22 protein-coding genes are annotated in these 26,168 nt (G+C 61.3%); 10 read left to right on the top strand and 12 right to left on the bottom strand.

The annotated features are described in order from the left end of the window. Window positions 1-31 precede the first annotated feature (31 nt). Together rhaS and FJ959_RS08390 are read right to left on the bottom strand one after the other, a co-directional pair. Window positions 32-1,027 (bottom strand): rhamnose ABC transporter substrate-binding protein, encoded by a 996-nt coding sequence (gene rhaS / locus FJ959_RS08395; RefSeq protein ID WP_140496561.1) that lies wholly within the window; start codon window positions 1,025-1,027, stop codon window positions 32-34. A gap of 56 nt (window positions 1,028-1,083) precedes the next feature. Next, a complete protein-coding gene (locus FJ959_RS08390; RefSeq protein ID WP_140496559.1) occupies window positions 1,084-1,887 on the bottom strand; it encodes a DeoR/GlpR family DNA-binding transcription regulator in 804 nt (267 codons plus the stop codon). A 187-nt stretch (window positions 1,888-2,074) separates the two neighbouring features. On the opposite strand from FJ959_RS08390, the gene FJ959_RS08385 reads away from it, so the two are divergent. The 3 genes from FJ959_RS08385 to ggt all read left to right on the top strand — a co-directional run bounded on the left by FJ959_RS08385 (window position 2,075) and on the right by ggt (window position 7,511). Beyond that, window positions 2,075-4,177, top strand: coding sequence for a bifunctional rhamnulose-1-phosphate aldolase/short-chain dehydrogenase (locus FJ959_RS08385; protein WP_140629509.1), 2,103 nt, complete (start codon window positions 2,075-2,077; stop codon window positions 4,175-4,177). Window positions 4,178-4,264: 87 nt separating this feature from the next. Then, window positions 4,265-5,557, top strand: a complete 1,293-nt coding sequence (gene rhaI / locus FJ959_RS08380; RefSeq protein ID WP_140629507.1) for an L-rhamnose catabolism isomerase — start codon at window positions 4,265-4,267, stop codon at window positions 5,555-5,557. Window positions 5,558-5,771: 214 nt separating this feature from the next. Then, window positions 5,772-7,511 carry a gamma-glutamyltransferase gene (gene ggt / locus FJ959_RS08375; protein WP_140629505.1) on the top strand — a complete coding sequence of 580 codons (1,740 nt, stop codon included), beginning with the start codon at window positions 5,772-5,774 and terminating at the stop codon, window positions 7,509-7,511. Window positions 7,512-7,627: 116 nt separating this feature from the next. Here ggt and FJ959_RS08370 read toward each other — a convergent pair whose 3' ends face one another. Beyond that, the gene (locus tag FJ959_RS08370; RefSeq protein ID WP_140496551.1) at window positions 7,628-7,972 is read right to left on the bottom strand and encodes a hypothetical protein; all 345 of its coding nucleotides are present in this window, start codon (window positions 7,970-7,972) and stop codon (window positions 7,628-7,630) included. On the opposite strand from FJ959_RS08370, the gene FJ959_RS08365 reads away from it, so the two are divergent. Further along, window positions 7,959-8,270: a hypothetical protein gene (locus FJ959_RS08365; RefSeq protein ID WP_140524017.1), complete on the top strand. Its 312-nt coding sequence runs from the start codon at window positions 7,959-7,961 to the stop codon at window positions 8,268-8,270. The genes FJ959_RS08370 and FJ959_RS08365 overlap by 14 nt on opposite strands. Window positions 8,271-9,120: 850 nt before the next feature. Here FJ959_RS08365 and FJ959_RS08360 read toward each other — a convergent pair. The 6 genes from FJ959_RS08360 to FJ959_RS08335 form a co-directional block, all read right to left on the bottom strand. Beyond that, a complete protein-coding gene (locus tag FJ959_RS08360; RefSeq protein ID WP_140524019.1) occupies window positions 9,121-9,861 on the bottom strand; it encodes a ribonuclease activity regulator RraA in 741 nt (246 codons plus the stop codon). 24 nt (window positions 9,862-9,885) lie between these two features. Continuing rightward, on the bottom strand, window positions 9,886-11,049 hold the full coding sequence (locus FJ959_RS08355) for a mandelate racemase/muconate lactonizing enzyme family protein (RefSeq protein ID WP_140629502.1): 1,164 nt from the start codon (window positions 11,047-11,049) through the stop codon (window positions 9,886-9,888). Window positions 11,050-11,080: 31 nt separating this feature from the next. Beyond that, window positions 11,081-12,178, bottom strand: coding sequence for an ABC transporter ATP-binding protein (locus FJ959_RS08350; RefSeq protein ID WP_140496545.1), 1,098 nt, complete (start codon window positions 12,176-12,178; stop codon window positions 11,081-11,083). A 10-nt stretch (window positions 12,179-12,188) separates the two neighbouring features. Next, complete coding sequence (locus tag FJ959_RS08345) at window positions 12,189-13,079, bottom strand: carbohydrate ABC transporter permease (protein ID WP_140496543.1); 891 nt, start codon at window positions 13,077-13,079, stop codon at window positions 12,189-12,191. Further along, the gene (locus tag FJ959_RS08340) at window positions 13,076-14,035 is read right to left on the bottom strand and encodes a sugar ABC transporter permease (RefSeq protein WP_140629499.1); all 960 of its coding nucleotides are present in this window, start codon (window positions 14,033-14,035) and stop codon (window positions 13,076-13,078) included. The genes FJ959_RS08345 and FJ959_RS08340 overlap by 4 nt, the downstream gene beginning before the upstream one ends. 78 nt (window positions 14,036-14,113) lie before the next feature. Further along, the gene (locus tag FJ959_RS08335; protein ID WP_140524025.1) at window positions 14,114-15,592 is read right to left on the bottom strand and encodes a sugar ABC transporter substrate-binding protein; all 1,479 of its coding nucleotides are present in this window, start codon (window positions 15,590-15,592) and stop codon (window positions 14,114-14,116) included. A 214-nt stretch (window positions 15,593-15,806) separates the two neighbouring features. On the opposite strand from FJ959_RS08335, the gene FJ959_RS08330 reads away from it, so the two are divergent. From FJ959_RS08330 to FJ959_RS08305, 6 genes are all read left to right on the top strand, one after another. Then, complete coding sequence (locus FJ959_RS08330) at window positions 15,807-16,517, top strand: GntR family transcriptional regulator (protein WP_140524027.1); 711 nt, start codon at window positions 15,807-15,809, stop codon at window positions 16,515-16,517. A gap of 52 nt (window positions 16,518-16,569) precedes the next feature. Further along, the gene (locus tag FJ959_RS08325; protein ID WP_140513313.1) at window positions 16,570-17,736 is read left to right on the top strand and encodes a mandelate racemase/muconate lactonizing enzyme family protein; all 1,167 of its coding nucleotides are present in this window, start codon (window positions 16,570-16,572) and stop codon (window positions 17,734-17,736) included. 66 nt (window positions 17,737-17,802) lie between these two features. Continuing rightward, on the top strand, window positions 17,803-19,164 hold the full coding sequence (locus tag FJ959_RS08320) for a mandelate racemase/muconate lactonizing enzyme family protein (protein ID WP_140629496.1): 1,362 nt from the start codon (window positions 17,803-17,805) through the stop codon (window positions 19,162-19,164). A gap of 102 nt (window positions 19,165-19,266) precedes the next feature. Beyond that, window positions 19,267-19,593 carry an NIPSNAP family protein gene (locus tag FJ959_RS08315; RefSeq protein ID WP_140496531.1) on the top strand — a complete coding sequence of 109 codons (327 nt, stop codon included), beginning with the start codon at window positions 19,267-19,269 and terminating at the stop codon, window positions 19,591-19,593. 9 nt (window positions 19,594-19,602) lie between these two features. Beyond that, window positions 19,603-20,802 carry a mandelate racemase/muconate lactonizing enzyme family protein gene (locus FJ959_RS08310; protein WP_140496529.1) on the top strand — a complete coding sequence of 400 codons (1,200 nt, stop codon included), beginning with the start codon at window positions 19,603-19,605 and terminating at the stop codon, window positions 20,800-20,802. A 141-nt stretch (window positions 20,803-20,943) separates the two neighbouring features. Beyond that, the gene (locus FJ959_RS08305; RefSeq protein ID WP_140624782.1) at window positions 20,944-22,161 is read left to right on the top strand and encodes a DUF2235 domain-containing protein; all 1,218 of its coding nucleotides are present in this window, start codon (window positions 20,944-20,946) and stop codon (window positions 22,159-22,161) included. Window positions 22,162-22,282: 121 nt separating this feature from the next. Here the strand turns inward: FJ959_RS08305 and FJ959_RS08300 are convergent, their stop codons facing one another. From FJ959_RS08300 to FJ959_RS08290, 3 genes are all read right to left on the bottom strand, one after another. Next, on the bottom strand, window positions 22,283-23,230 hold the full coding sequence (locus FJ959_RS08300) for an ABC transporter permease (protein WP_181167353.1): 948 nt from the start codon (window positions 23,228-23,230) through the stop codon (window positions 22,283-22,285). Next, window positions 23,227-24,810 (bottom strand): sugar ABC transporter ATP-binding protein, encoded by a 1,584-nt coding sequence (locus tag FJ959_RS08295; RefSeq protein ID WP_140624780.1) that lies wholly within the window; start codon window positions 24,808-24,810, stop codon window positions 23,227-23,229. Before FJ959_RS08295 ends, FJ959_RS08300 begins: the two co-directional genes overlap by 4 nt. 165 nt (window positions 24,811-24,975) lie before the next feature. Continuing rightward, a complete protein-coding gene (locus tag FJ959_RS08290) occupies window positions 24,976-26,118 on the bottom strand; it encodes a substrate-binding domain-containing protein (RefSeq protein WP_140557683.1) in 1,143 nt (380 codons plus the stop codon). Window positions 26,119-26,168 lie beyond the last annotated feature (50 nt).

Here is a 26,168-nt window from a genome sequence, read left to right as displayed (position 1 = left end):
GAACCCCGCCGCGTCAGCTTGAAGCTCCGGATCAGTAGATCTTGGAGAACTTCTCGATGTTGGTCTTGTCGAACTGGAAGGGCGGAGCCATCGCAGCCGAATTGGTGTCGTCGAGCGTGACCTTGCCGACGCGGCCGATCGACAGCGTCGCACCGGGCTTGGCCTCTTCCTTCTTCACCGCCAGATCATGGGCGAGGTAGACGGCGGAGTAACCGAGGTCGATCGGGTTCCAAAGAGCCACGGCCTGTGAAGCGCCGTTGTCGATGAACTTCTTGAACTCCGACGGCAGCGCGAGGCCAGTGACGTTGACCTTGCCGATCAGCTTCTCATCGGTGACGACCTGGGCAGCGGCGACGACGCCGACAGTGGTCGGCGCGATGATCGCCTTCAGGTTCGGATAGGACTTCAAGAGGCCCTTGGCTTCGTCGGTGCTCTTGGCCGAATCGTCATCGCCATAGACGGTGGCGACGAGCTTGATCTTCGGAAATTTCTCCGGCAGCACCTTCTTGGCCGCGTCGATCCAGGCGTTCTGGTTGGTCGCGGTCGAGGAGGCCGACAGGATGGCGACGTCGCCGCCCTCAGGCAAATAGTCGGCGGCGAGCTTGATGATGGTCTCGCCGATCAGGCCGGTATCGGACGGGTTCAGGTGAAGCTGGCGGCCTTCCTTGGCGACGCCCGAATCCCAGGAGATGACGGTGATGCCGCGCTCCATGGCCTTCTTCAGCACCGGCACCAGCGCGTCGGCGTCATTGGCCGAGATGGCGATGGCGTTGACCTTTTGCGCGATCAGTGAATTGACCACCTCGATTTGCGCTTCGGCGGTCGCCTTGGTCGGGCCGGTGTAGATGATGTCGACATCGCCCAGTTCCTTGGCCGCCTCTTCGGCGCCCTTGTTGGCGGCGTCGAAGAAGCCGTTGCCGAGCGACTTCACCACCAGCGCGATCTTGACGTTCTCGGCATAGGCGGCATTCACGACCATGGCGGCGGAAAAGGCCGCCGTAACCATCAGTTTCTTCAGAAAGCTCATCGAATATTCCTCCCTTGAGCGTTGCATTCCATCGCCGCTGCGGGCGTGAGGGTGTCTCAGGCTTGCAGCGAAGATTCTTCCTTTGCCGACTTGCGGGCGACGATCAGCGTTACCCCCGCTGTTTCGAGCATCTTTGCCTCGCGGTCCTCGATGCCGTCGTCGGTGATGACGGTGGCGATGCGCGACAGGCCGCACAGGATCAGGCTGGAGCGTTTGCGGAATTTCGAAGAATCGACCAGCACCACCAACTCGTCGGCCTGATCGATCAGCTTCTGTTCCGCCTGGATCAAGAGCGGATCGCCTTCCATCAGGCCGAGCGGCCCGAGCCCCTGGGCGCCCATGAACATGCGGCGCGCGTAGAAATTGCGCGTCACGTCATTGTCGAAGGGCGACAGGATGATGTTCTGCTCGCGGTAGATGGTGCCGCCGGACAGCATCACCGTGTTCTTGGAGTGCTTGAGCAGGCTTTCGGCGATCGGGAAGGAATTGGTGAAGATCGGCATGCGGCGGCCGGTCAGGAAATGCACCATCTGGAAGGTGGTGGTGCCGCCGTTGATGATGATCGGCTCGCCGTCCTTGCAGAGTTCCACCGCTTCCCGCGCTATCGCCCGCTTCTGCGCGGCGTTGAGCGTCTCGTTGACGGAAAAAGGCCGGCCGGCAAGGCCGATGAACTGTGGCGGCGTGATCGCCTCGGCGCCGCCGCGCACCCGGCGCAGTCGCTTTTGCACGTGCAGGGCCGCGATATCGCGCCGGATCGTCGCCTCGGACGACTCCGTCAGGTCGACCATTTCCTGCACCGTCACCACAGGCTTTTCCTGGACGGCGGACAGAATGATCCTGTGGCGCTCTTTTTCGTGCATGGTTCCTCCCTGCATGGCCATCTGGCATTAGAAATCGCGCAGTGTCAATCATTTCCGATCATATAATTTCATTGTGCAGTGCAATATGATTGATGTTGATCGTTTGTGATTGACAAAGCCCCGCCTTGCGTAGACATTCCCGACGAAAAGAGGAGCGCACCGTCCGCGCTTCAAGGGAGGATTACCCATGCTCGACAAGCGCTCCGGCTCGCGCCTCGCCAATCTTTGGGATGATGCGAAGGTAAGGGGGATGAGCGATCCCGAGCTTCTGGTCTATCGTTCGAACACGCTCGGCTCCGACAAGCGTGTCACCAATTACGGCGGCGGCAACACATCGTCGAAAATCCGGCAACAGGATCCGCTCACCGGACAGGACGTGGAAGTGCTGTGGGTGAAGGGCTCCGGCGGCGACAGCGCTTCGATCAAGCTTGATGGTTTTGCCACGCTCTACATGGACAAATTGCGAGCCCTCAAAGGCGTTTATCGCGGCGTCGAGCATGAAGACGAGATGGTGGGTTATCTGCCCCACTGCACCTTCAATCTCAATCCGCGCGCGGCCTCGATCGACACGCCGCTGCATGCCTACGTGCCGAAGCCCTATGTCGATCACATGCATCCCGACGCCATCATCGCCATCGCTGCCGCCAAAGATTCCAAGGCCCTGACGAAGGAAATCTTCGGCGACGCCATAGGCTGGCTGCCGTGGAAGCGGCCGGGCTTCGAACTTGGCCTGTGGCTGGAGAAATTCTGCCTCGACCATCCAGCCGCCAAGGGCGTCATCCTGGAAAGCCACGGCCTGTTCACATGGGGCGACAGCCCGAAGGAATGCTACGAAACGACGATCTCGGTGATCAACCAGGCGATCGAGTGGTTCGAGCGGCGTTCCGAGGGCGTCGCCATTTTCGGTGGCGAAGCGGTCAAGTCGCTCGACGCCGCCGAACGCCGCGCCATCGCCGCGAAGCTGATGCCGAGGATCCGCGGCCTCATCTCGGAAAAGAGTCATAAGCTCGGCCATTTCGACGATTCCGCCGCCGTGCTCGAATTCGTCAATTCCAGGGATCTGCGCCCGCTGGCGGCACTCGGCACCTCATGCCCGGACCATTTCCTGCGCACCAAGATCCGGCCGCTGGTCATCGAGTTCGATCCGGCCAAGCCCGATGTCGATGCCGTCATCGCGCGGCTGGCCGACGACATTGCCGAATACCGCGTCGGCTACCAGGCCTATTATGACAGCTGCAAGCATGCGGACTCGCCCGCCATCCGCGATCCCAACGCCGTCGTCTATCTGATGCCCGGCGTCGGCATGTTCACCTTCGCCGGCGACAAGGCCACGGCGCGCATTTCGGGGGAGTTCTACGTCAACGCCATCAACGTCATGCGCGGCGCCTCGACCGTCTCCTCCTATGTCGGCCTGCCTGCGCAGGAAGCCTTCGACATCGAATACTGGCTGCTCGAGGATTTGAAGCTGCAGCGCATGCCGAAGCCCAAGGCTCTTGCCGGCAAGATCGCGCTCGTCACTGGCGGCGCGGGCGGCATCGGCCGCGCGACGGCGAGCCGGCTGCTGCGCGAAGGCGCCTGCGTGGTGCTCGCCGACATCGACGAGACAGCACTTGCCAGCGCCAACGACGAACTGGCCAAGGCCTATGGCAAGGATTTTGTCCGCCCCGTGGTCATCAACGTCACGTCGGAGGATCAGGTCGTCGCCGGCTTTGCCGAAACGGCGGTCGAGTTCGGCGGCACCGATATTCTGGTCTCCAACGCCGGCCTCGCCTCCTCGGCGCCGATCGAGGACACGACGCTGGCGCTGTGGAACAAGAACATGGACATCCTGTCGACGGGCTATTTCCTGGTGTCGCGGGAAGCGTTCCGGCTGTTTAGGGTGCAAAAGATTGGCGGCAACGTCGTTTTCGTCGCCTCCAAGAACGGCCTTGCCGCCTCGCCGAACGCCGCCGCCTATTGCACCGCCAAGGCCGCCGAGATCCATCTCGCCCGCTGCCTGGCGCTGGAGGGCGCGGAGGCGCAGATCAGGGTCAACGTCGTCAATCCGGACGCCGTACTGCGCGGCTCCAAGATCTGGTCCGGCGAGTGGAAGGAACAGCGCGCCGCCGCCTACAAGATGTCGACCGACGACCTTGAGGAACATTACCGCTCGCGCTCGATGCTGAAGCGCTCGGTGTTTCCCGAGGACATCGCCGAAGCGATCTATTTCTTCGCCTCCGACATGTCGGCCAAGTCGACCGGCAACATCGTCAATGTCGACGCCGGTAACGCGCAAAGCTTTACGCGCTAGGCCTTCCTTCTCCCCGTTCACGGGGAGAAGGTGCCGGCAGGCGGATGAGGGGCAGCGCCAGCCGAACGAAATCTGGGAGGAACAGCAGTGTCCGAAACCATCATCTCGGCTGACGTCGTCGAAAAAAACAACGCCGCGCGCAAGGCCGACCTCGAGCGTGACTACGCCTCGCTCGGCGAACGGCTCGACCGTCGCGGCATCGCCATCGACGCGATCCGAGACAAGGTCGAGAAATTCGCGGTGGCGATCCCCTCCTGGGGTGTCGGTACCGGCGGCACGCGCTTTGCCCGTTTCCCCGGCGCCGGCGAACCGCGCGACATCTTCGACAAGATCGAGGATTGCGCCGTCATCAAGCAATTGACGCAGGCGACACCGACGGTGTCGCTGCACATTCCCTGGGACAAGGCCGACCCGAACCGGCTGAAGCAGGCGGCCTCGCGTTTCGGCCTCGGCTTCGACGCCATGAACTCCAATACGTTCTCCGACGCCAGGGACCAAAAGCTGTCCTACAAATTCGGCTCGCTCTCGCATGCCGATGCCGGAACGCGCCGGCAAGCGGTCGAGCACAATCTCGAATGCATCGAGATCGGCAAGACGCTTGGGTCGAAGGCGCTGACGGTGTGGATCGGCGACGGCTCGAACTTCCCCGGCCAGGTCAACTTCGCCAAGGCGTTCGAGCGCTATCTCCATGCCATGAAAGAGGTCTATGTCGGGCTGCCCGCTGACTGGAAGCTGTTCACCGAACACAAGATATACGAGCCTGCCTTCTATTCCACCGTCGTGCAGGATTGGGGCACCAATTACATTATTGCCAAGGAACTCGGCGACAAGGCGTTCTGCCTGGTCGACCTAGGCCACCACGCGCCCAACGTCAACATCGAGATGATCGTGTCGCGGCTGATCCAGTTCAGGAAACTCGGCGGCTTCCACTTCAACGATTCGAAATATGGCGACGACGACCTCGATGCCGGTTCGATCGACCCCTACCGGCTGTTCCTGGTCTTCAACGAACTGGTCGACGCCGAACTGTCCGGCGCCGACGGCTTCGATCCGGCGCATATGCTCGACCAGAGCCACAACGTCACCGATCCGATCGAGAGCCTGATGCTGTCCGCGGTCGAGGTGCAGCGCGCCTACGCGCAGGCGCTGCTGGTCGACCGCAAGGCGCTTGAAGGTTTTCAGGACGGCAATGACGCGCTGATGGCAACGCAGACGCTAAAATCAGCCTACCGCACCGATGTCGAGCCGATCTTGGCCATGGCGCGGCTGAACACCGGCGGCGCCATCGATCCGGTCGCCGCTTACCGGGCGGCAGGCTACCGCGCCAAGGTCGCGGCGGAACGCCCGGCCGTTGCCGGCGGCAGCGGTGGCATTGTCTGAGGCCGAGCCCGCCCCTCATCCGGTCGCTTCGCGGCCACCTTCTCCCCGCTGGGGAGAAGAGACTGGCGCGAGCGCTGACAGCCTCCTCTCCACTAGACTAGGGAAGAGGTCGGATGGCAATCCGGGTGGGGCTCTTTCTCGTGCTCCCTCAATTGTTAGTGGACTCGATCACCCCAACACGGTTTCCTAGGCGTCCCCCGCCAGGAGCCTCGCCATGCATATCACTCGCCGCACGCTGATCGCCGTCAGCCTCTCCTTCACAATCGCTTTCGCGCCATGGGCGGCCGCCTTCGCCGCCTCGCCAGCGCCTGCCAAAGGCGAGAACGGCATGGTTGTCACCGCGCAGCATCTGGCGTCGGAGGTGGGCGTCGAAGTCCTGAAGAAGGGCGGCAACGCCGTCGATGCGGCGGTCGCCGTTGGTTATGCGCTCGCCGTCGTCTATCCCAATGCCGGCAATATCGGCGGCGGCGGCTTCATGACTGTCCGCTTCAAGGACGGCAAGTCGACCTTCCTCGATTTCCGCGAACGTGCGCCGCTGGCCGCGACCAAGACCATGTATCTCGACAAGGACGGCAAACCGGTGAAAGGCGCCAGCCTCGACGGCTACCTCGCCGTCGGCGTGCCGGGCTCCGTCGCCGGTTTCGAGATGGCGCGCGAAAAATACGGCACCTTGTCCCGGCAGGACCTCATGGCGCCGGCCATTCGCTATGCCAAGGACGGGTTCATCCTCAATCAGGGTGACGCCGCCTCGTTTGCCGGAGGTGCCGACAGGCTGGCGAAGGATCCCGCTGCGGCGGCCATATTCCTGAAGCCGGATGGCAAGCCCTATGGCATCGGCGAGCGGCTGGTCCAACCCGACCTAGCCGCGTCGCTCTCGGCGATTTCCGAAAAAGGCCCCGACGCCTTCTACAAGGGCGCCATCGCCGATGCCATCGTCAAGGCAAGCGGCGCCAAGGGCGGTATCCTGGCCAAGGGCGATTTCGAACAATATGCGGTGCGCGAGCTCAAGCCGGTGACCTGTTCCTATCGCGGCTACGAGATCATTTCCTCGCCGCCGCCCAGCTCCGGCGGCGTCATCATCTGTGAAATCCTCAACGTGCTGGAAGGCTATCCGCTGTCCTATCTTGGCGCCGGTTCGGCCGAGACCGTGCATGTCATGGTCGAAGCCATGCGCCACGCCTATGTCGACCGCAATTCGGCGCTCGGAGATCCCGATTTCGTCGACAATCCGGTCTCGAAGCTGCTGGACAAGGCCTACGCCAAGGATATCCGCGACAAGATCGATCCGTTCCGGGCCGGCGTCTCTCAGGACCTGATGCCGAAGGGGTTCGGCGAGAGCAAGGAGACGACGCATTATTCGATCATCGACAAGGACGGCAACGCGGTCGCGGTCACCTACACGCTCAACGGCTCGTTTGGCGCCGGCGTCGTCGCCGACGGAACCGGTATCCTGCTCAACAACGAGATGGACGATTTCACCCAGAAGCCCGGCGTGCCCAACCTCTACGGCCTGGTCCAGGGCGAGGCCAACGCCATCCAGCCGAAGAAGACGCCGCTGTCGTCGATGAGCCCGACCGTGGTGGCCAAGGACGGCAAGCCGTTCATGGTCATCGGCAGCCCCGGCGGTTCGCGCATCATCACCATTACGCTGGAAGCCATCGTCAACGTCATCGACCACGGCATGAACATCCAGGAGGCGATCGACGCGCCGCGCATCCATCATCAATGGCTGCCCGACACGGTCTATATCGAGCCGTTCGGACTGTCGCCGGACACCGAAAGGCTGCTGGCCGGCATGGGTTATCATCTCGATCTCAGCGACAAGACCTGGGGCCAGGCGGCGGGCATCCTGGTCGGCGGCAAGAGCCTGGAGGAAATCGGGAAGGGCGGCGGCGCGCGCTACAATGGCGCCATCGACAGCCGCGCTGCTTCCGGCGAGGCGCTCGGCTATTGATGGGACTGGGCGCACTCCGCAAGCGTGTGAACCCGCGTCCGAAATCGCGTCGAAAACGAAAAGACAGGGCGGCCTGAGTTTCCGTGAAACGACCGCTCTAATTGACGATCAAGCCGTCACGAAATCAGCGTGACGGTGGATGCGATCAGCATCAGGGCCGCGATGCCGACGAACAGTGCGTAGATGCGCGGCCGGTCGAGCAGAAGCGCGTTTCCCGATATCCAGGCCGATGTGGCGCCGCCGAGCGCGAACAGGAAACCGTTGCGGTGGCCGAAGGTCATCGACGCGGCCATCAGCCCGCCTATGATCAGGGCGCCGAACACGATTATGACGGCGACCGCGTATCTCTCGAAGTCATTGCCGCTGCCCATGGCCGGTCCGATCGCATTCAAATTCGGCAGGTCATCCGGATCGAAGGGGCTGGTCGACCCGTATTCGTCTTGACCGATGGATTCTCGCATCACTCGTTCTCCGCTGACCGGCAACAAACCATCAACACATGCCGAGCGCAACCCGATCGCGTGTTTCTCCCTACGTGTTGACCGCGATATCAAACCGTTCCGGCAGCGCGCGCCAACCGTTTTGTCGGGTTCGGATCACCGCCGCAACTCCAGCGGTGTCTGCCCGAATGGCAACGGCCCGCCAACCTGTTTTTATATGGGCGTTTCTTCTGGAGAAAACATGATGGCTGAGTTGATTCGGCTTCGGCAGAAGCATTTTTACGCGACCGGAGCCGCGGCGCCAGGCGCGGCCGCGTAAAATTTTCAACTCCAGGGGGCCGCTTGATGTTGAGCCAGATGTGTTCCGCACTTGGGGCGAGCGTCATGCTGGCGCTCGCGGGCTCATGATGAACCAGCTCGACCAAAGCGGCCGGGCTGATCGCATGGACAAAGCTCGGCCGGGGATCCAATTTCGGCGACGGCCTGCGATATCCTAAGCTGGTATCAGGGCGGCGATACGATGGATGCTGATCTCCTTGCGTGCCTTGGACGCCTCGTTGGTCAGCCTCATGTCGAACCTCTGTACTGGACAGCCTCGATCCATAGTGCGAGCGCGGTGGCAGGCGACCGTCCCTTTACTTTCAAATCGCGGCCTCGATAGCCGCCGGCCGCGATCCATACCGTTTTTGAACGCTGATAGATTGTTACGCCTCGTGCATTCGCCCAAGCGCATGATTCCGCGAACTTTGGAGCCATTGCCGAGCCCGCTCCCGAGAATGCTGTCTCTATGTGACAAAGCTGCGTGGCCATATCAGGTCCCCTAATCTTGACGGTCCCGGCCGACGATCCCGGCCCCCGCCCAAAATCACCGAATGATGATAGGACCGCTTCCGTTACGGTAATGTGTCGCCACCAGCGCGGTCAGGTATCTCCCGATGCAAAAGCCGCCAGCTTTCGGCAGGGACAGGTCTGGAGTGGCCAGGGATTAAACCCAGCTTAGGTCAACGAGCGGGCGGAGAGCCGGGATCGGCCGCCATTCAAACCTGATCAGGAGATCGGGCTGGAGATGATGATGCGCAAGGCGCACCTGTTCGACGCACAGCGCGGCGCCAGGATAAATTAGGGGGAATGGCTGACGCGCGCTGGCGACTGTCAGCTCATCCTGTCTATCAAGGTTTGGCGTTGGCTTTCCGCCAAGCCTCGTACTCGTCGTTCGCGCTTGGGTGCAGTGGATAGTAGCGTTGCAACGGCGCGCCCCCCATGAGTTTCATTCGTGAGAATTCCTCCCAATCGTGATGTTTCTGGGATTCTTCGATGACCTTCGAGGCCATTGCGACGGGCAGCACCACCACCCCGTCGTCATCGGCGACAATGATGTCGCCGGGGATCACCGTGACACCGCCGCAGGCAATCGGAACGTTGACCGCATTGGGATAGATGCTGGTCTGCACATGATAATTTGGCGTCCAGCCGCGCAGCCAAAGAGGCAGGTCGAGCTTTTCGACATTGGGCCGGTCGCGCATGCACCCGTCGATGACGATGCCCGCGCCGCCTCTGCCCTTGAAATAGGTCGACATCATATCGCCGAAGACACCGGAGCTCATGTCGCCGCGCGCGTCGACGACGACCACGTCGCCCTCCTGGGCATGGTAGAGCACATGTCTGTGAAGTTGCGTCTCCGGATCGGCATATTCTCCCTCGGTGAAGAGGTCCGGTCGCTGCGGCATGAACTGCAATGTCAGTGCCGGCCCGACGATCGACTTCCCATGGTTCTGCGGCACCGGGCCGACCATGTGCGGATTGCGAAAGCCCATGTGGCCAAGTGTGCCCGCGACCGTGGCGGCGCCGATCTCCCTTAGCGCGTCGATCAGGTCCTTGGGCGGCCGCGTGATATCGGGAGTATGCGTCATTTTCGGACTCCGGTTGAAATTGAATTACCAGTTGGTGACAGAGCCGTCGCGGCGCTTGAGATGTGGCGCTTCCCAGAAACGGAAACTCTGCGCCTGGACCGCCGCTTCATTGACCTCGACGCCGAGCCCCGGCAGGTCGCTGACCGGATAATCGGTCCCGTCGAGCCTTGGCTGTACGGGGAAAAAGTCGGAATTGTCGAAACCCAGCTTCCTTTCGGGGATCCTGGTCTCGAGCCACGCGAAGTTGGGCACCGCGGCGGCGAGATGCACGGTTGCGGCCGTGCACACGGGGCCAAGGGGATTGTGTGGCATCAGGTCCACATAGTGCGCCTCGCTCCAGCCAGCGACTTTCATCGCCTCGGTGAGCCCGCCGACATTGCAGACATCGAGCCGGTTGAACTGGTGGATGCCGCGCTCGATGTAAGGCAGGAACTGCCACTTGCTGGCAAATTCCTCGCCGATGGCAAAGGGGATGTCGGTCATCGTACGAAGGGACTCGTACGCCTCCGGTGTCTCAGCCCGTATCGGCTCCTCGAGGAAATCAAGCACGCCGCGGCCGAGCTTGCTGCAGAAGCTCGCCGCCTCGGCCACCGACAGCCGATGATGATAATCGACGCCGAGCACCACCTCATCGCCCAGCGCCTCGCGCGCTTTGTTCAGCATGCTCGCGGTAGGGCCGATCGATTCACGCGGCTCGAAGACGTCCTTGCTGCTTTGTCCGATGGGGAAGAAGCGGATCGCCTGCCAGCCCTGCGCGCGCAGTTCGCGGGCGCGTTCGATCGCAACATCGCCCTCGGCCTCGTCTCCGGTCGAGGCGAAGGTGGGCACGCGGTCGCGCTGCTTGCCGCCAAGCAACTCGTAGACCGGCACCCCCAGCGCCTTGCCTTTGATGTCATGAAGGGCGATGTCGATGGCGGAAATCGCCGCCTGCAGGACCCGACCCCCTTCGAAGTATTGGCTGCGATAAACTTCCTGCCAGATACGCCCGATATGCATCGGGTCGCGGCCGATGAGAAACTCGCGGTAGTGCTCGACCGCGCCGGCTACGGCTTTCTCGCGACCGCTCAAGCCGCTTTCGCCCCAGCCGAAGATACCCTGGTCGGTCTCGACCTTGACGAGCATCTGGTTGCGCGTTCCCACCCATACCGGGTAGGGCTTGATCGCGGTGATCTTCAGGTTCTTGGTCATACACGCCCGCGTTCCACGCGCATCCCCTGTCTCAGTCGGCCTTGAGGGCCATTTCAGTTTCGCCGTCGAACAGATGCATCCGCTCCTGGTCGAACTCGAGCCAGATCCGCTCATCAGGTTTGACGGCGACGTTGGGCGACACGCTGATGTTGACGATGGCGCCCGACAGGAATGCTTGCACGAAGGTGACGTCTCCGGTCGGCTCCACCGTATAGGCCTTGGCCGGAATGGCGCCCGGGACCGCGCTTTTGTGCAGCTTGATCGTCGAGTGCCGCGCGCCGAGCACGACCTTCTTGGTGGTCGCTCCCTGGACCTTGCGCGCGTTGAGTTGCGACAGCTCAAGCGTCCAGCCTTCCGCGCTGGTCAGCGCGGTGCTGCCGTTTGCCGTCGAAGCCTCCAGCGGAATGAGACTCATCGCCGGGCTGCCGATAAAGCTGGCGACGAACATGTTGACCGGATGGGCAAAGACCTGCGCCGGTGAATCGTATTGCTGCAGATAGCCGCCATTCATCACCGCCATCTTGTCGGCCATGGTCACGGCTTCGAGCTGGTCGTGCGTCACGTAGATAATCGTTGCCTTGAGGTCCTGGTGGAAGCGCTTGATCTCGGATCGCATCTGCACGCGCAGTTTGGCGTCGAGGTTGGAGAGCGGCTCGTCCATGAGGAACACAGCGGGGTCGCGGACGAGGGCACGGCCAAGGGCGACGCGCTGCTGCTGCCCGCCCGAAAGTTCCCGCGGTTTGCGCTCGAGCAGGTGCGTCATGTCGAGAACGCGCGCCGCTTCCCTGACCTTCTTGTCGATCTCGTCCCTGGAGAGTTTCCGCATCTGCAGCGGGAACGCCAGGTTCTTGTAGACCGATTTCTGCGGGTACAGCGCGTAGTTCTGGAACACCATTGCGATGTCCCGGTCCTTGGGGTCGAGATCATTGACCACCCGGTCTCCGATGACGATGTCGCCCGATGTGATCGAGGTCAGCCCCGCGACGAGATTGAGCGTGGTTGTCTTGCCGCAGCCTGACGGGCCGACCAGCGCAACGAACTCGCCGTCATTGACCGTCAGCGAAACATCGTTGACAGCTTTGAAGCCGCCATAGGTCTTGACGAGATCTTTGAGGACCACGTGGGCCATTGGCAACTCCCTAATGCTTGACCGCGCCTTCTGTAAGGGCGCGTACGAAGTATCGTTGCAGGACGAGGAACAGCACCACGACGGGCACGCTCATCATGAAGCTGGCCGCCATCAGGCCCGGAAAGTCCGTCGTGTTTTCCGAGAAGAAGCGCTGGATGCCGACCGGCAGCGTCAATTGCTCGTTCTTGGAAAGGAAGGTGTAGGCGTAGATGTATTCGTTCCAGGCGCCGATGAAGGAATAGATCGCGGTGGCGATGATCCCGGGCGTCGAGAGCGGCATCACGATCAGGATGAAGGCCTGGAACCGCGTTGCGCCGTCGATGCGCGCCGCTTGCTCGAGTTGCACCGGGATGTTGTCGTAGAAGCCCTTGAGCAGCCAGATCGCCAGCGGCAGCCCGAACGTCAGATAGGTGAGAATGAGCGAGCCGTGCGTGTTCACCAGGCCGATCGCGCGCATCAGGATGAAGAGCGGCACGAGAAAGATCACTGCCGGAAACATGTTGCGCAGCAAAACGGCGAAGAACAGGAAGTTCCGTCCGGGGAAACTGAAGCGCGAAAAAGCGTAGGCCGCGGGGACAGCCACGATTACGGAAAGGATTGTCGTGACGGTCGACACGAACAGGCTGTTCCAGAAGAAGCGGAGGAAGTCCTGGCCGACGCTGTTCTGCGGATCGAGCAATTTCTGATAGCTGGCGAGGGTCGGCTCGTCCGGCCACCATTGCGGCGGGAATTGCGTCGCCGCGAACCCGGATTTGATCGAGGTGATCAGCATCCAGATCATCGGCAACGCCGTATAAAGCAGCATGAAAACGAGGAAGATGCGCCCGGCCCACCGCCACCCGTCGACGCGCATACGGCGACGGGTCTGGCCTCGGGAGACCGTCTCGGCAATCGCGCTCATGCGCCGCCCTCCTTCCGCTCGTTGCCGCTCAGCGCACGGACGTAGAAGTAGCCCAGCGTCATCAGGATGATGAACAGGAGCACCGAATAGGCCGATGCCACGCCCCAGCGCTGCCGGCCGAAGGCGAGTTCGTAAATATGGGTGATCCAGATATGCGATGCATTCGACGGCCCGCCGCCGGTCATGATCCAGGGGATGATGAAGGAATTGAAGTTGGCCACTGCCAGCAGCAGGATCGTCACCACCGAGACGTTGCGCAGATGCGGGAAGGTGACGTGCCAGAAGCGCTGCCAGGCATTGGCTCCGTCAACTTTCGCGGCGAGCAGCAACTGCTCGGGGACTGTCTGCAGGCCCGCCATCATCATGATCATGGCGAACGGAAACTCGCGCCAGATATTGACGACGATCAGCGAGGGGAGAACCGTGCTGACGTTGTCGATGAAATTCGGCGGTCGGTCGGCCAATCCGAGGCCGACCAGCACTGCGCCGATGATGCCGAAATCCGAATGGTAGATCCACTTCCAGATATAGGAGGCGGCGACCGCGCTGATGACCCAGGGAATGATCAGGATAGCGCGCAGCATACCGCGGCCGATAAAGTCGCGGTGGAGCGCCAGCGCAGTGGCAAACCCCAGGACAAAGGAGATGAAGGTGGACCCGAATGTCCAGATCAGCGTGTTCCAGGTGACTTTCCAGAACACCTCGCTGGTGAGGATGGCCGTGTAGTTGTCGAAGCCGATGAAGGTCTTGTCACGAAGCTGCAAGCCGGGCGGCGTTTTATAGAACGACAGCTCGATCGTGTAGTAGATCGGATAGGCGATGACGATGAGCATCACGGCGATCGCGGGCAGCACGTACGCGTAGTCGGCGCGATGCTCCCAGATATTCCGCAGCGCACCGGACCTGCCGGGTTGCAATTTTCGGCGCGCCTCGGCCTTGCCGGTCACGATCGTCACGATGGTATGCCCTTGTTTCTTCGGAACGAACCGGCTGCGCTGTCAGCGCAGCCGGTCAGGTCGTGGGTCAGGCGCAGGCTAGAGCCCGCCCATCAGGTCTTTCACCTTCTGGGCCGCGTCGTCCGCCGCCTGGTCGACGGTCATCGCTCCGGTCAGAGCATTCTGCAGCATGTCCGGGACGATGATGTTCATGATCTCCGGGGCCTGCGGCAGCGCCGGGAACGGGATGCCGTATGGCAGCATCGAGGTCGTGACATCGAGGAATTTGATGTTGTCCAGACGTTCCTTCATCCATTTGGTCTTGAAGCCGTTCAGGTTGCCGGGATTCGATCCGGCATAGGCCATCTTCAGCGACCATTCAGGGCTCGTCCACATGCAGATGATAGCCTTCGCCGCCGGCTCGTCTACCTTGCCGCCTTCGACATATTCGGGCTTCAGGATGTGGATGTTCGAGCCGCCGAACACGACCGCGCGCTTGCCGTCGGGCCCGGCCGGGATCAGGCCGTAGCGCATGTTGTCGATGACGGTCTGCGCCTTGTCCTTGTCGGTGCCCGTCGCCTTCTTCTGCAGGTCGAGCATGACATTGTAGTCGGACGGGTGCGAGATCATCATGCCGAGTTGGCCGGCGACGAACAGGGGCTGGTTATCGGCCTGCTGGTTGGTGAGTGCCGAAACCGGAACCGACTTGTCGCGAACATACATGTCGTAGGAAGCCTGCAGCGCCGCCTTGCTCTGCGGGCTGTCCAGCTCGACCTGCTCATAGGTCGGGTTTGCCGCCGCTTCGTCGAAGACGCCGCCACCATAGGCCCATAGCTGCGGCATGAAGCGATACGGCGTATTGCCGGCATTCTTGCGAGCCACGAGGCCATACCCGGCAATGCCGAGCTTGTCGTGGATCTGCTTGGAATACTTGATGACGTCGTCCCAGGTTGCCGGTGGCTTGTCCGGATCGAGGCCGGCGCGTTTGAAGATGTCGGCGTTCCAGATGAACGCCATCGTTTCGTTGTTGGTTGGAATGCCGTAGGTCACCCCGTCCCAGGTCACGGCCTTCATGGCGCCGGGCCAGAAGTCCTCGGTCGAATAGCCCACGTCCTCGGGCTTCAGCGGCTGCAGATAGCCTTTTGAAGCGAATTCGGTACCACCCAGGATTTGCAAGCGGACCGCCATCGGCGCGGCATTGCCGAGGAGCGCGGTGCGGAACTTGTCGAGAAGATCGTTATAGGTGAGGGCTTGTTCCTCGAGCTGGATGTTTGGATAGGTCTTGCGGAAGGTTTCGAAGAATTCCTTGTAGTATTGGCGCAGGAGGTCGGGGTCGCCCTCGAACACGCCCTGATACCAGAAGGTCAGTCGCCCCTTGTAGTCCAGCGGGGTGACCTTGGCACAATCGGCCGCCGTGTCGAAATCCTGTGTGCCCGCAATGGCGCGAACATATTCCGGCGACCACTTGCTGAGGTCGACCGGCGGTGCGCCCAGCGCCGATGTGGACATCAGTGATGCCGCCAAAACGCTGACGACAGTGCCGCGCAGGACCGCACTGCCGAGTATAATCCTCGTCATAGGTATCCTCCCTGGTTCTCCCATGCCGCTTTGCGGCGAGGCAAAGCGGTCTTGCTCGTTTGATCGCAGGACGTCTTTGTATCTGTGTACCCGTTCGGGAGCCTTGTACGTTTTCAGATCATGAATTGCCTGTCAACGCGTTAGATCGTACATTGTTTATCGAAACTTTGCGTGTTAATCGGAAAGGGTGTGTATTAATCCAGGGGAGCCGGCCTTGGCCGAACCAAACGATTTCAAAGCCAAGCCACCGGTGGGGATTGACCCCATAGGGGCGTCCAGCGAAGGCGCCTCGCTTTATGAGCTGATCAGGGAAGACATCATCGAGGGACGGCTTGCCGCCAACGAACGGCTCGTGGTCACTGATCTCGCCCGGCGCCACGGCACCTCGACCAACCCCGTGCGCGAAGCCTTGCAGCTGTTGCGCGGCGAAGGCTTTGTCACCTTTCTCCCCAACCGCGGGGCGCGCGTCCGGCCTATCGATCAGGAGTTTGTCCGCGACATTTATGAGATCGGCGTTCTGATCGAGCCGGCTCTGACGCGATGGTTTGTGAATATGGCCACCGGCGAGGACATCGCCGAACTCCAACGTCTCCAGGACCTGATTGAAGAGAACAACTTCGCCGATACGTTCAGGCACAGCGAGCTGGATACCGCCTTCCACACCGTGATGTACCAGCGGCATTACAACCGCCATGCCGCCGAGCTTTGGTGGAAGCATCGTGAAGTGCTGCGAGCCGTGAGCCGGCGTTTCAATTTCACGCTTGCCCGGCGTGCCGCGATCATTCGCGAGCACCGCGAGCTCATCGCGCTGGTAAAGGCGGGAGATGCCGACAAGGCGGCCGAACTCGTTGCTCGCCATGTCGAGGGCTCCGGCCGGCACATCCTCGAACATATGCGTGCGCGCAACGCCGCTCGGGCCGGATAGAATGCGCGATCCAGAACATCGTTAGCCAGACGATCAGACAGAGGTAGCTGACATGAAAATTACGAGCATTCGGCCGTGGCTGATCAAGTCCGATGCGTCCTATTGGGGAGAGTACCTGTTCGTCGAAGTGACGACCGACGAGGGGGTGAGCGGCTGGGGAGAGATCACGACCACCACCAAGCTCGCCAACCGCGCGCTCTGCACGATCCTACGGCAGATCGGCGCCGCCGTGACCGGCGAGGACCCGGCCCGGATCGAGCATCTCTGGCACAAGATTTTCCGCAGCTTCACCTATATGGGCAGCCGCGGCGCCGCGGTCGAATGCGTGAGCGCCATCGACATAGCTCTCTGGGACATCCGGGGCAAAGTTTTGGGCAAGCCCATCTACGAGCTGCTGGGCGGGCCGGTGCGCGATGAAATCGCGCTCTACACCCATCCCAACCAGTCCAAATTTACCAGCAAGGAGGCGGTGGTCCGCGAAATTCGGGACATCGTCGAGTCCGGACACACCGCGCTCAAGTTTGATCCTTTCCCGCATCAGGGACGTGGCGCCGATGGCGTGTCGCGCGAACAGCGGGACGGCTACCTCGATGGCAGCATGACTCGCAAGGACGAGCGCGAAGCGGCCGAACTCACGGCTCTGATCCGCGAAACGGCGGGCCCTGATGTCGATATCCTCATCGATGCGCACGGCCGTTTCGACGTTCCGACCGCCATTCGCCTCTGCCGAAGCCTCGAGGAAGCCGGCCAGATCGACTGGTTCGAGGAGCCTTGCCCGCCCGAGAGCCTCAATGCCCTCAAGCAGGTGCGTGAGAAGGTCAGCGCCGCCATCTCGTGGGGCGAACGCGGCCACACCAAGTGGGACTTCGTGCCGGTGCTCGAAAACAAGCTCGCTGACTACATCATGCCTGACGTCACCTGGACCGGCGGCATTACCGAACTCAAGAAGATCTCTGCCCTGTGCGAAGCCTACTACGTCCCGGTCTCGCCGCATGACGCCGCGGGGCCGATCAACGTGGTGGCGGGGGCGCAGGTGATGATGACAGTTCCTAACTTCTACAAGCTCGAGACGTCGGAGTGGAACTTGGGTAAATACGATCATCTCATCGACACACCGCTCGACGTTTCGAACGGCAGCCTGAAACTGACGTCGAAGCCCGGTCTCGGCATCGAGATGGACCGCGAGTACCTGCAAGCCCACGAGATTGAGCTGGGCTGACGCATGTCGCCTCATGTCGGGGCTGCATGCCGCCGAAAAGCCCGCCTACCAAAACGAGGATAAGTGATGCCCAAGACCGGTGGAGCCGACGAAGCCCTTGATCGGGTGAACATGAACTCCAAGCCGTCCGATCTTCGCATCACCGACATGCGGGTGGCTGAAATCGTCGGCGCACCGTTCACAACGGCGCTGCTCAAGATCTACACCAACCAGGGCATCGTCGGGCTTGGCGAGGTGCGCGACGGGGCCAGCGCCACCTACGCGCTGATGCTGAAGAGCCGGTTGCTTGGCGAGAATCCCTGCAACATCGATCGCCTGTTTCGCCGGATCAAGCAGTTCGGCGGGCACGGCCGGCAAGGCGGCGGCGTCTCGGCGGTCGAAATCGCGCTGTGGGATCTCGCCGGCAAGGCCTATGGCGTTCCGATCTACCAGATGCTCGGCGGCCGGTTTCGGGAGAAGGTGCGCCTCTATTGCGATACCGATGCAACCGTGCCGAGCGGCACAGAGACCGGCAAACGTCTCAAGCAGCGCATGGAGCTCGGCTTCACCTTCCTCAAGATGGATCTGGGGCTGATGCAGATCGCGGATGTGCCCGGCGCGGTCGTGTCTCCTGCCGGCTCACTCGAAGGCTATCGCGTTCATCCTGCCCGCGGCCCGCTCAAGACCGTTGATGAGCGGCGCGCCCGCAACGCGGCCTACGACCTGCATAATGTCGCCCACCCGTTTACCGGCCTCCATTTTTCCGACAAGGGCCTCGACCTGCTCGAGCAGTACATTGCCGAAGTTCGCGAGGTCATCGGCATGGAGATCCCGCTCGCTATCGACCACGTCGGCCACATCTCACTCCAGAACGGCATTCGGCTCGCCAGGCGAATTGAAAAATACGTGCCGGCCTGGCTTGAGGACGTGATTCCCTGGCAATACACCGAGCAGTACCGGCAGTTGCAGGACGCCACCACGGTGCCCATCTGCACCGGCGAGGACATTTACCTCAAGGAGGGGTTCGAGCCTCTGCTCAAGAGCGGTGGCCTCTCCATTGTCCACCCGGACCTGCTCACCAGCGGGGGCATCCTGGAGACCAAGAAGATCGGCGACATGGCGCAGGATCACGGCGTCGCCATGGCCATCCACATGGCCGAAAGTCCAATCGCCGCGATGGCCGCGGCCCATGTCGCCACCGCGACCGAGAACTTCATGGCGCTCGAATATCACTCCGCCGATGTCGACTGGTGGGACGATATCGTCACCGGCCTTCCCAAGCCGTTCGTGCAGGACGGGTTCATCACGGTTCCGGACAAGCCGGGTCTGGGGATCGACGACGTCGTGGACGAGGTGATCTCGCAGCATCTGCAGCCGGGTGTCACCGGCATCTGGCAATCCACCGAGCATTGGGACAATGAATATAGCTGGGACCGGACCTGGAGTTAGCCCAGACGCCCAGCCCTCATTCCTCAAGCTCACAGGGCCAACGACCGACCATTCGTGTCGACCTCTCCGAGGGGAGAGGCGAAGAAAGAAACGGACGAAACCATGATCTACGAACTGCGTATCTACGACTGCCTGCCGGGCAGGCTGCCGGCTTTGCTCAAGCGCTTTTCCGACCAGACGCTGGCCATCTGGGAGAGGCATGGCATCCGCCAAGCCGGGTTTTTCACCACGGCGATCGGCGAAAACAGCAATCGCCTTACCTATTTCCTCGCCTGGGAATCGCTGGCCGAGCGTGAGGCGAAATGGGCGGCTTTCGTCACCGATCCGGCATGGCACAGGGCCCGGGACGAGTCTGAGCGTGACGGGCAGATCGTTGCCAATATCGCCAGCCAGCTGCTCACACCGACAGCTTTCTCGTCTGTGAAATAGGACTGTGCCATGAAGATCACCGACCTGCGCTGCGCCGTCATCGGGCGGCATCCCATCGTTCGCGTCGTCACTGACGAGGGCCTCCATGGCCTTGGCGAGGTCGAGTTCACAAAGACCTATCTCAAGCCCTTTGTGCTGCATTTCCGCGAGGCGCTGATCGGCGAGGATCCGACCGACGTCGAGCGGGTGATGCTGAAGATCCGCCAGCGAGGTTCGTTCAAGCCCTATGGCGCCGCCGTCTCCGCGATCGAGCATGCGCTGTGGGACATTGCCGGCAAGGCCGCTGGCGTGCCGGCCTACAAACTGCTCGGCGGCAAGGTGCGCGACAAGGTGCGCGTCTATAACGGCTCGATCCGCCGGAAACGCGCGGGCGACCGGCCGGAGGATTATGCGGCCGACGTCAAATGGATGATGGAGCAGCCGCAGAACTTCTTCATGGTCAAGCAAGGAATCTCGTTCCACTCGAACATGAAGGACAGCATCGAGGACTTCCATTATGGCGTGACGCAGAAGAAGGCCGGCTATCACGGTGCCATGGATCAGGGCGTGATCAGCGAGCGCGGTTTCAACCACATGCTCGACTGCGTGATCGCCATGAAGGAAGTGCTGGGCGACAAGGTCAGCCTGGCGCTCGACTGCGGCCCGGGCTGGATGCTGCCCGATGCGATCAAGTTCGCTCGCGCGGTGGAGAAGTACAATTTGATGTGGCTCGAGGACATGCTGACCGGCGACTATGTGCCGTGGGTCAATCCGCAGGCCTATCGGGAGCTGACAACCTCCACCTCGACGCCGATCCATACCGGCGAGCAGATCTACTTGCGGCACAATTTCAAGGAGCTAATCGAGACGCAGGCCGTGCGCGTCATCGGCCCCGATCCTGCCGATATCGGCGGTATTGCCGAACTCAAATGGGTCGCCGAGCACGCCTATATGCACTCCATCCTGATGGCGCCGCACGGCACCGCCAACGGCCTGCTGGGCCTCGGCGCCCTGATCAACGTTTGCGCCACCTTGCCCGCCAACTACATTGCCTTCGAATATCCGAGCGCCTCTGACCCCTGGTGGGAGGATCTCGTGATCGGCCTGCCGTCGCAGATCGTGAAGGACAGCATGGTGGACCTGCTGGAAGCGCCGGGACTGGGCCTCGATATCGACGCCGAAGCAGCCAGGAAGTATCTCAGGGAAGAGGATACGGGCTTCTTTGATTGAAGCCCTCTTCTTTCGCCACCGGAACCACGCCGACCGCGCCGCTACATTCTCATCGGTATCCATTGTCAGACGCCTGTTGATGTGATCCACAGCTTGGGTCAAAGTCGGTTGGTCTGAACTGGACCTTCAAAGGCGGTGGCGTTGAAGCGGACTGGCAAAAACATCGTTGTCTGCTGCGATGGAACGGGAAACCAGATCGAGCGCAATCTCTCGAATGTCTTGAAGTTGTTCCGCATCCTGAAGAAGAATGAGGAGCAGCGCGTCTATTATGACGCCGGCATAGGAACCATCGGTGCCAGCGATGCCTGGACGCGATGGCGCCAGAACGCGAAATCCGTGTTCGAGCTCGCAACTGGATATGGTCTCGACGCCGAAATCGCCGGCGCCTACGCCTTCATCTGCAGGCACTACGTCGAAGGGGACGCAATCTTCCTCTTTGGCTTCAGCCGCGGAGCCTATACAGCCCGCGCCGTTGCGGGCTTGATCCACATGATCGGCCTGCTGCATCCGGACCAACTCAACATCGTCGAGTATGCCGTAAGCTCTTACAAGCAAGCCAGCGATGAGCACGACCTTAGCGTTGCCTGGCACTTTTCCAAGGTTTCAGGAGCCCGGGACGCGCGCATCAAGTTTCTTGGTGTCTGGGACACCGTAGCGTCGATCATCGTGCCGCGAAGCGACCGGCTTCTGCCACAGCTCCTCACACTGCCGCATACGAGGACCAACCCGAGCGTCGAAGTCTTTCGACATGCAATTGCGATCGATGAGCATCGTCGCATGTTCCGGCTGAACCGGTGGGTCGAGCCGCAGCCATTCGTCGAAAATCCTTTCGACAAGATTGCGCCGGCAAAAGAGCAGGATATCAGGCAAGTCTGGTTCGCCGGATCTCATTCGGATATCGGCGGTGGCTATCCTGAAGAGGACAGCGCCATATCCAAATTTCCGCTCGACTGGATGATTGATCAGGCCAAAGCATTTGGATTGCAGACCAATTCCCGCATGCTGGAGCGGCTTGTCTTCGGGGAAGGGAAGGGCGAGGGGACGATGACGTTCGTCAGCCCCGATCCGTTGGGGATCGTGCATGATTCAATGGCCGTGGGCTGGAAGCCGCTCGAGTGGATTCCAAAATCGGTTAAATGGCGTGAATGGAAGCGAAAATCGATCCTCGGCTTCTACCTACCGCAAGCCGAGCCGCGCATGATCGAGCGACAGGAACGGCGGCCGCTGGTCCATCAGTCGGTTCTGGATCGGAAGGCGGCGATCCCGGCCTATAAGCCCGAGAATTTTCCAACGGCATTCAATGTTGAACCCTATGGTGACCTCATGAAGGATCACCTGGCCAACGAAGCCGCTACCTAGCGCAGACACCGAGCGGGCCAGCAGGTCTGTGACGGCAGAGAATTTCGGGTGGGTCGGTCCTACTTCGGCAGTCAACGCGTGGAACGCGCGCGTTTCGTCGGGTCATGGAACTCTGCTGCTTTCAACGCCGGTTCAACGAGACGGCAATGATGATGATAGCGCCCTTGATCACCTCCTGGATGCTGGTCGAAAGACCGAGCACGAGAAGACCGAATCCGAGAATTCCTATGAAGATTGCTCCGACGACAGAACCGACGATCGATCCATAGCCGCCGAAGAGACTTGTCCCGCCTATGATCACGGCCGCGATGACGTCGAGTTCGAGACCCGCCCCCAGGCTGGGATTGCCGGCGGTGGAGCGGGCCGCGAGCATCATGCCTGCAAGGGATGCCATCATGCCGGACAGCACAAAGGCGAAGATCTTGACGCTGTCCGTCCGCACCCCGGAAAAGCGGGCGGCTACAGGGTTTCCACCAGTCGCATAAACACGCCTGCCGAAGGGCATCTGGTGCAGAAGATAATAGCCGACGGAAGTTAGGACGATCGTCCACCAGATTGGCGCCTGCACGCCCAGAAAACTGCCGTTCCAGAACAGGTTCGAGAAATCATCGTCGACGATCGACACCGGCCGGGTGCCGGTGATCGTCAGCGCCAGTCCGGAAAAGATCGACAGCATGCCAAGGGTCACAAGAAACGATGGAATGCGTATTTTCGTAACAAGGATGCCCGAGGTGGCCCCGATCGCTGCGCCGGCGGCCAGCACCAGAAGAGCTGCCACATAGGTGGGAACATCCTGGCCGAGCAGCAGCGCTCCGATCATCCCTGAAAAACTCGCAACCGATCCTACCGACAGGTCGATTTCGCCGCAGATGATGACGAATGTCATGCCGATCGCCATTGCCGAAACGATGGCTGTGATTCGCAGAACCGCGCTTGCGGTCGAGACAGACGCGAAGTGTGGAGCAAACAGGACGAAGTAGAGGGTTATCGCCAGGAAGATCACATAGGTGATGTGATCGCGGAAAAAATTTATCGCATTTGCGTGCGAGGGCATAGGGGACGGTTTCATGCTGCAACTCCCTGGGCGCGCGCACTGGCTTGTCTGGCCGCCTCGGCCTGCAGCAACGCGCGAAGTTTTGTCTCGTCGTCCGCGCGATCGATGCTGCGCGTGATCCGCCCTTGCGCCATGACCAGAATGCGATCGGACAAATCCAGAAGTTCTTCGAGTTCCGAAGAAATAAGCAGCACGGCGACGCCTTCGCCGGCCGTGCGGCGCACAAGGTCGCGCATATCGCGCTTGGCATTGATGTCGACGCCGGAGGTTGGTTCGTCGAGGATCAACAGCTTCGGCTTCATGGCCAGCCATTTGGCGAAGACGATCTTCTGCTGATTGCCGCCCGAAAGCTCCTGGGCTTTCTGTAAGGGACCGCGGCACAGGATACTGAGATCGTCCCGGTATTGTCTGAACAGAGCCGTTATCCGGGCCTTCGCCATCGGCCCGAACGGACCCGCCAGCGAGAACTCGGAAAGGCGGGGGAGCGCGAGGTTCTCCTCGATCGAGCGCCCACCCACAAGACCTTCGAGCCGACGGTCTTCGGGAACAAGCGCGATACCGGCAGCGATGGCCCTGCTCACACTGCCCGGCTGGACGGGGTCGCTCCCGACGGCGATGTGGCCGGTTACATCCGGAAGGATGCCGAACAAAGCCTTGCCCAGGGTCGAGCGGCCACTGCCGACAAGCCCGGCAAGGCCGACGATCTCGCCCGGGTCGATCGAGAACGACACGCCGGACAGTTTGCGCGAGGTGGCAAGGTCACGGACCTCAAGAGCCGGCATCCCGGCGGGCGTCGCCGGTTGACGATTTGCTGGCGCGGCTGCGGCTGGGGAAGCTGTTTCGACCTTGGGCCGGGACATCAACGACGCGATATCCTCGATGGACGTCTTCTCCGGATCGAGCGGGCCGACCAGTCGCCCATCCTTGATGATCGAGATGCGATCCGAAAGCTGCAGCACATCGGCCATGCGATGGCTGATGTAGACGATACCGATTCCGTTCTGCTTGAGCTGACCGATTGTCCGAAAAAGCGTTTCCTCCTCATGGATGGTCAGGGACGAAGTCGGCTCGTCCATTACGAGCAGCTTGGCGCCCCGCGAGATCGCTTTGAGAATCTCGACCATCTGGCGCTGAGCGAACGCCAGGTCGCCCACACGTGCCGAAGCATCGAGCGAGAAGGCAAATCGCTCGATCAGAGCCCGGGCCTCGCGCAGCATTTTTCTGGCATCGACACGTCGGCCGAAGGCGAGCGGCTCGCGAAGGATAAACAGGTTTTCGGCAACCGAACGGTTCGGCAAGACGCTCAGCTCCTGGAAGATCATCGCGATTCCGCGATCGATCCTCTCTCGAAGCGACAGGGCGGTGACGTCCTCGCCGTCGAACAGAATCCGGCCTTCGTCCGTCCGATACGCGCCCATGAGGATCTTCATGAGCGTCGACTTGCCCGCACCGTTTTCGCCGAGCAGTGCATGCGTTTCGCCGGCCTTGACCTCGAACGAAATGTCCGACAGCACGCGGTTCGCGCCAAACGACTTGCCGATGCGTTGCATCGTTACGATAGGGCGCTGGGACGTTGAAGTTTTCGCTTCGGCCATGACGATTTCTCGATCGCTCGGGGAGCGCCGGCGGACTGCTGCGGCCCGCCGGCGAAAGAAGGAGCCAGAGCAATTCCAGGAAAAGTGTGTACGGTTTTCCGTCTGGAATTGCGCAAAAACAAAGAGATAGAGCGGTTCGCCGTTTCCGTGAAACGGTGAACTGCTCTAGAAGCACTCGCCGTTGCAGATTTTCACCACCGAAGCCGGCGCATCTTCCTTGGTGACCTGCTTGAGGGCACTGAGAAGGTCGAGCTTCTTGACGCGCAACGTCGGTACCGAAATGTACGGCGGGACGTCATGTCCAAGCAGAGCAAGCGCGGCCGCCTTGGCCTCCGCGACACCCTGGTCATAGGGGCGTTGCGCACCCACGGCCAGAAACTCGCCACGTGCAACGTTCAGCGCGCTGTCTGCGGCAATGTCATTCGTGGTGATGACGATGTCGCGGCCGAGTGTCTTGGCCGCGGCCACGACCTGCTGCGCGGGCGTGTCCCAGGCAACGAAGATGCCCTTCATGTCGGGATGCGCCGTCAACATGGCGGTGGCGACCTCGTAGGCCTTCTCAGGCGCGGTGAAGGTACCGACGTCCGCGACCTTGATGTCGGGGTGTTCGCCGAATGCCTTGAGTGCGCCGACCTTGCGGGCCGCGACAGAGTAGTAGTAGTCATAGACCAGCGTGATGATGCCGACCTCGCCCTTGCCGCCAATGGCCCCGACAAGTTCCTGCGCGGCGAAATAGGCGTTCTTCTCATTGTCGGAAGCGACAACGGACACATAGTCCTTGCCCGGCGCCATATCGACCGGAACGTTGTCCATGAAAACCAGCTTGATGCCGGCTGCCGCCGCCTTCTTGTAGGCTTCGGATTCGGACTTCGGATCGATCGGGATCGAGAAGATCACATCCGGCTTGCGTGCGATCATCTGCTCGAGATCACTGATCTGCTGGCCGGGCTGGAACTTGGCGTCGGTGGTTCCGACAACCTCGATGCCAAAATCCTTGAGCGTGTTCGAGATCCCGGCCACCTGCAATTGGGGCCAGCCGGCATCCATGGTGTGCATCACCAGCCCGGCGGTGAACTTTCCGGCCTTCAGCTTTGCAAGGTCGGCATCGGAGAATTTCAGCACGTCTGGCGACACCGCCGGTGGACCGTCCGGGAAGCCCGGAACGGGTTGGCCTCTCGGCGATAGGGGCAGCGGCTCAAGCAGCGCCTTTGCTTCCGGTGGAATGGTGTCGTCGGCGATCGCCGAAGATGCGGCCAGTCCTGACAGTGCCACGGCCAAAGCCGCCGCCATGAATCCGCGATAGTGCATTTTATTCCTCCCGATGAGATGAAACGGCCATTTTGGCCGGGTAGCGACCT

This window comes from Mesorhizobium sp. B2-2-4 (assembly GCF_006442375.1).
Taxonomy (GTDB): domain Bacteria; phylum Pseudomonadota; class Alphaproteobacteria; order Rhizobiales; family Rhizobiaceae; genus Mesorhizobium.
The sequence above is the reverse complement of the archived record's forward strand: the minus strand, read 5'-3'. Positions and strand labels throughout refer to the sequence as shown.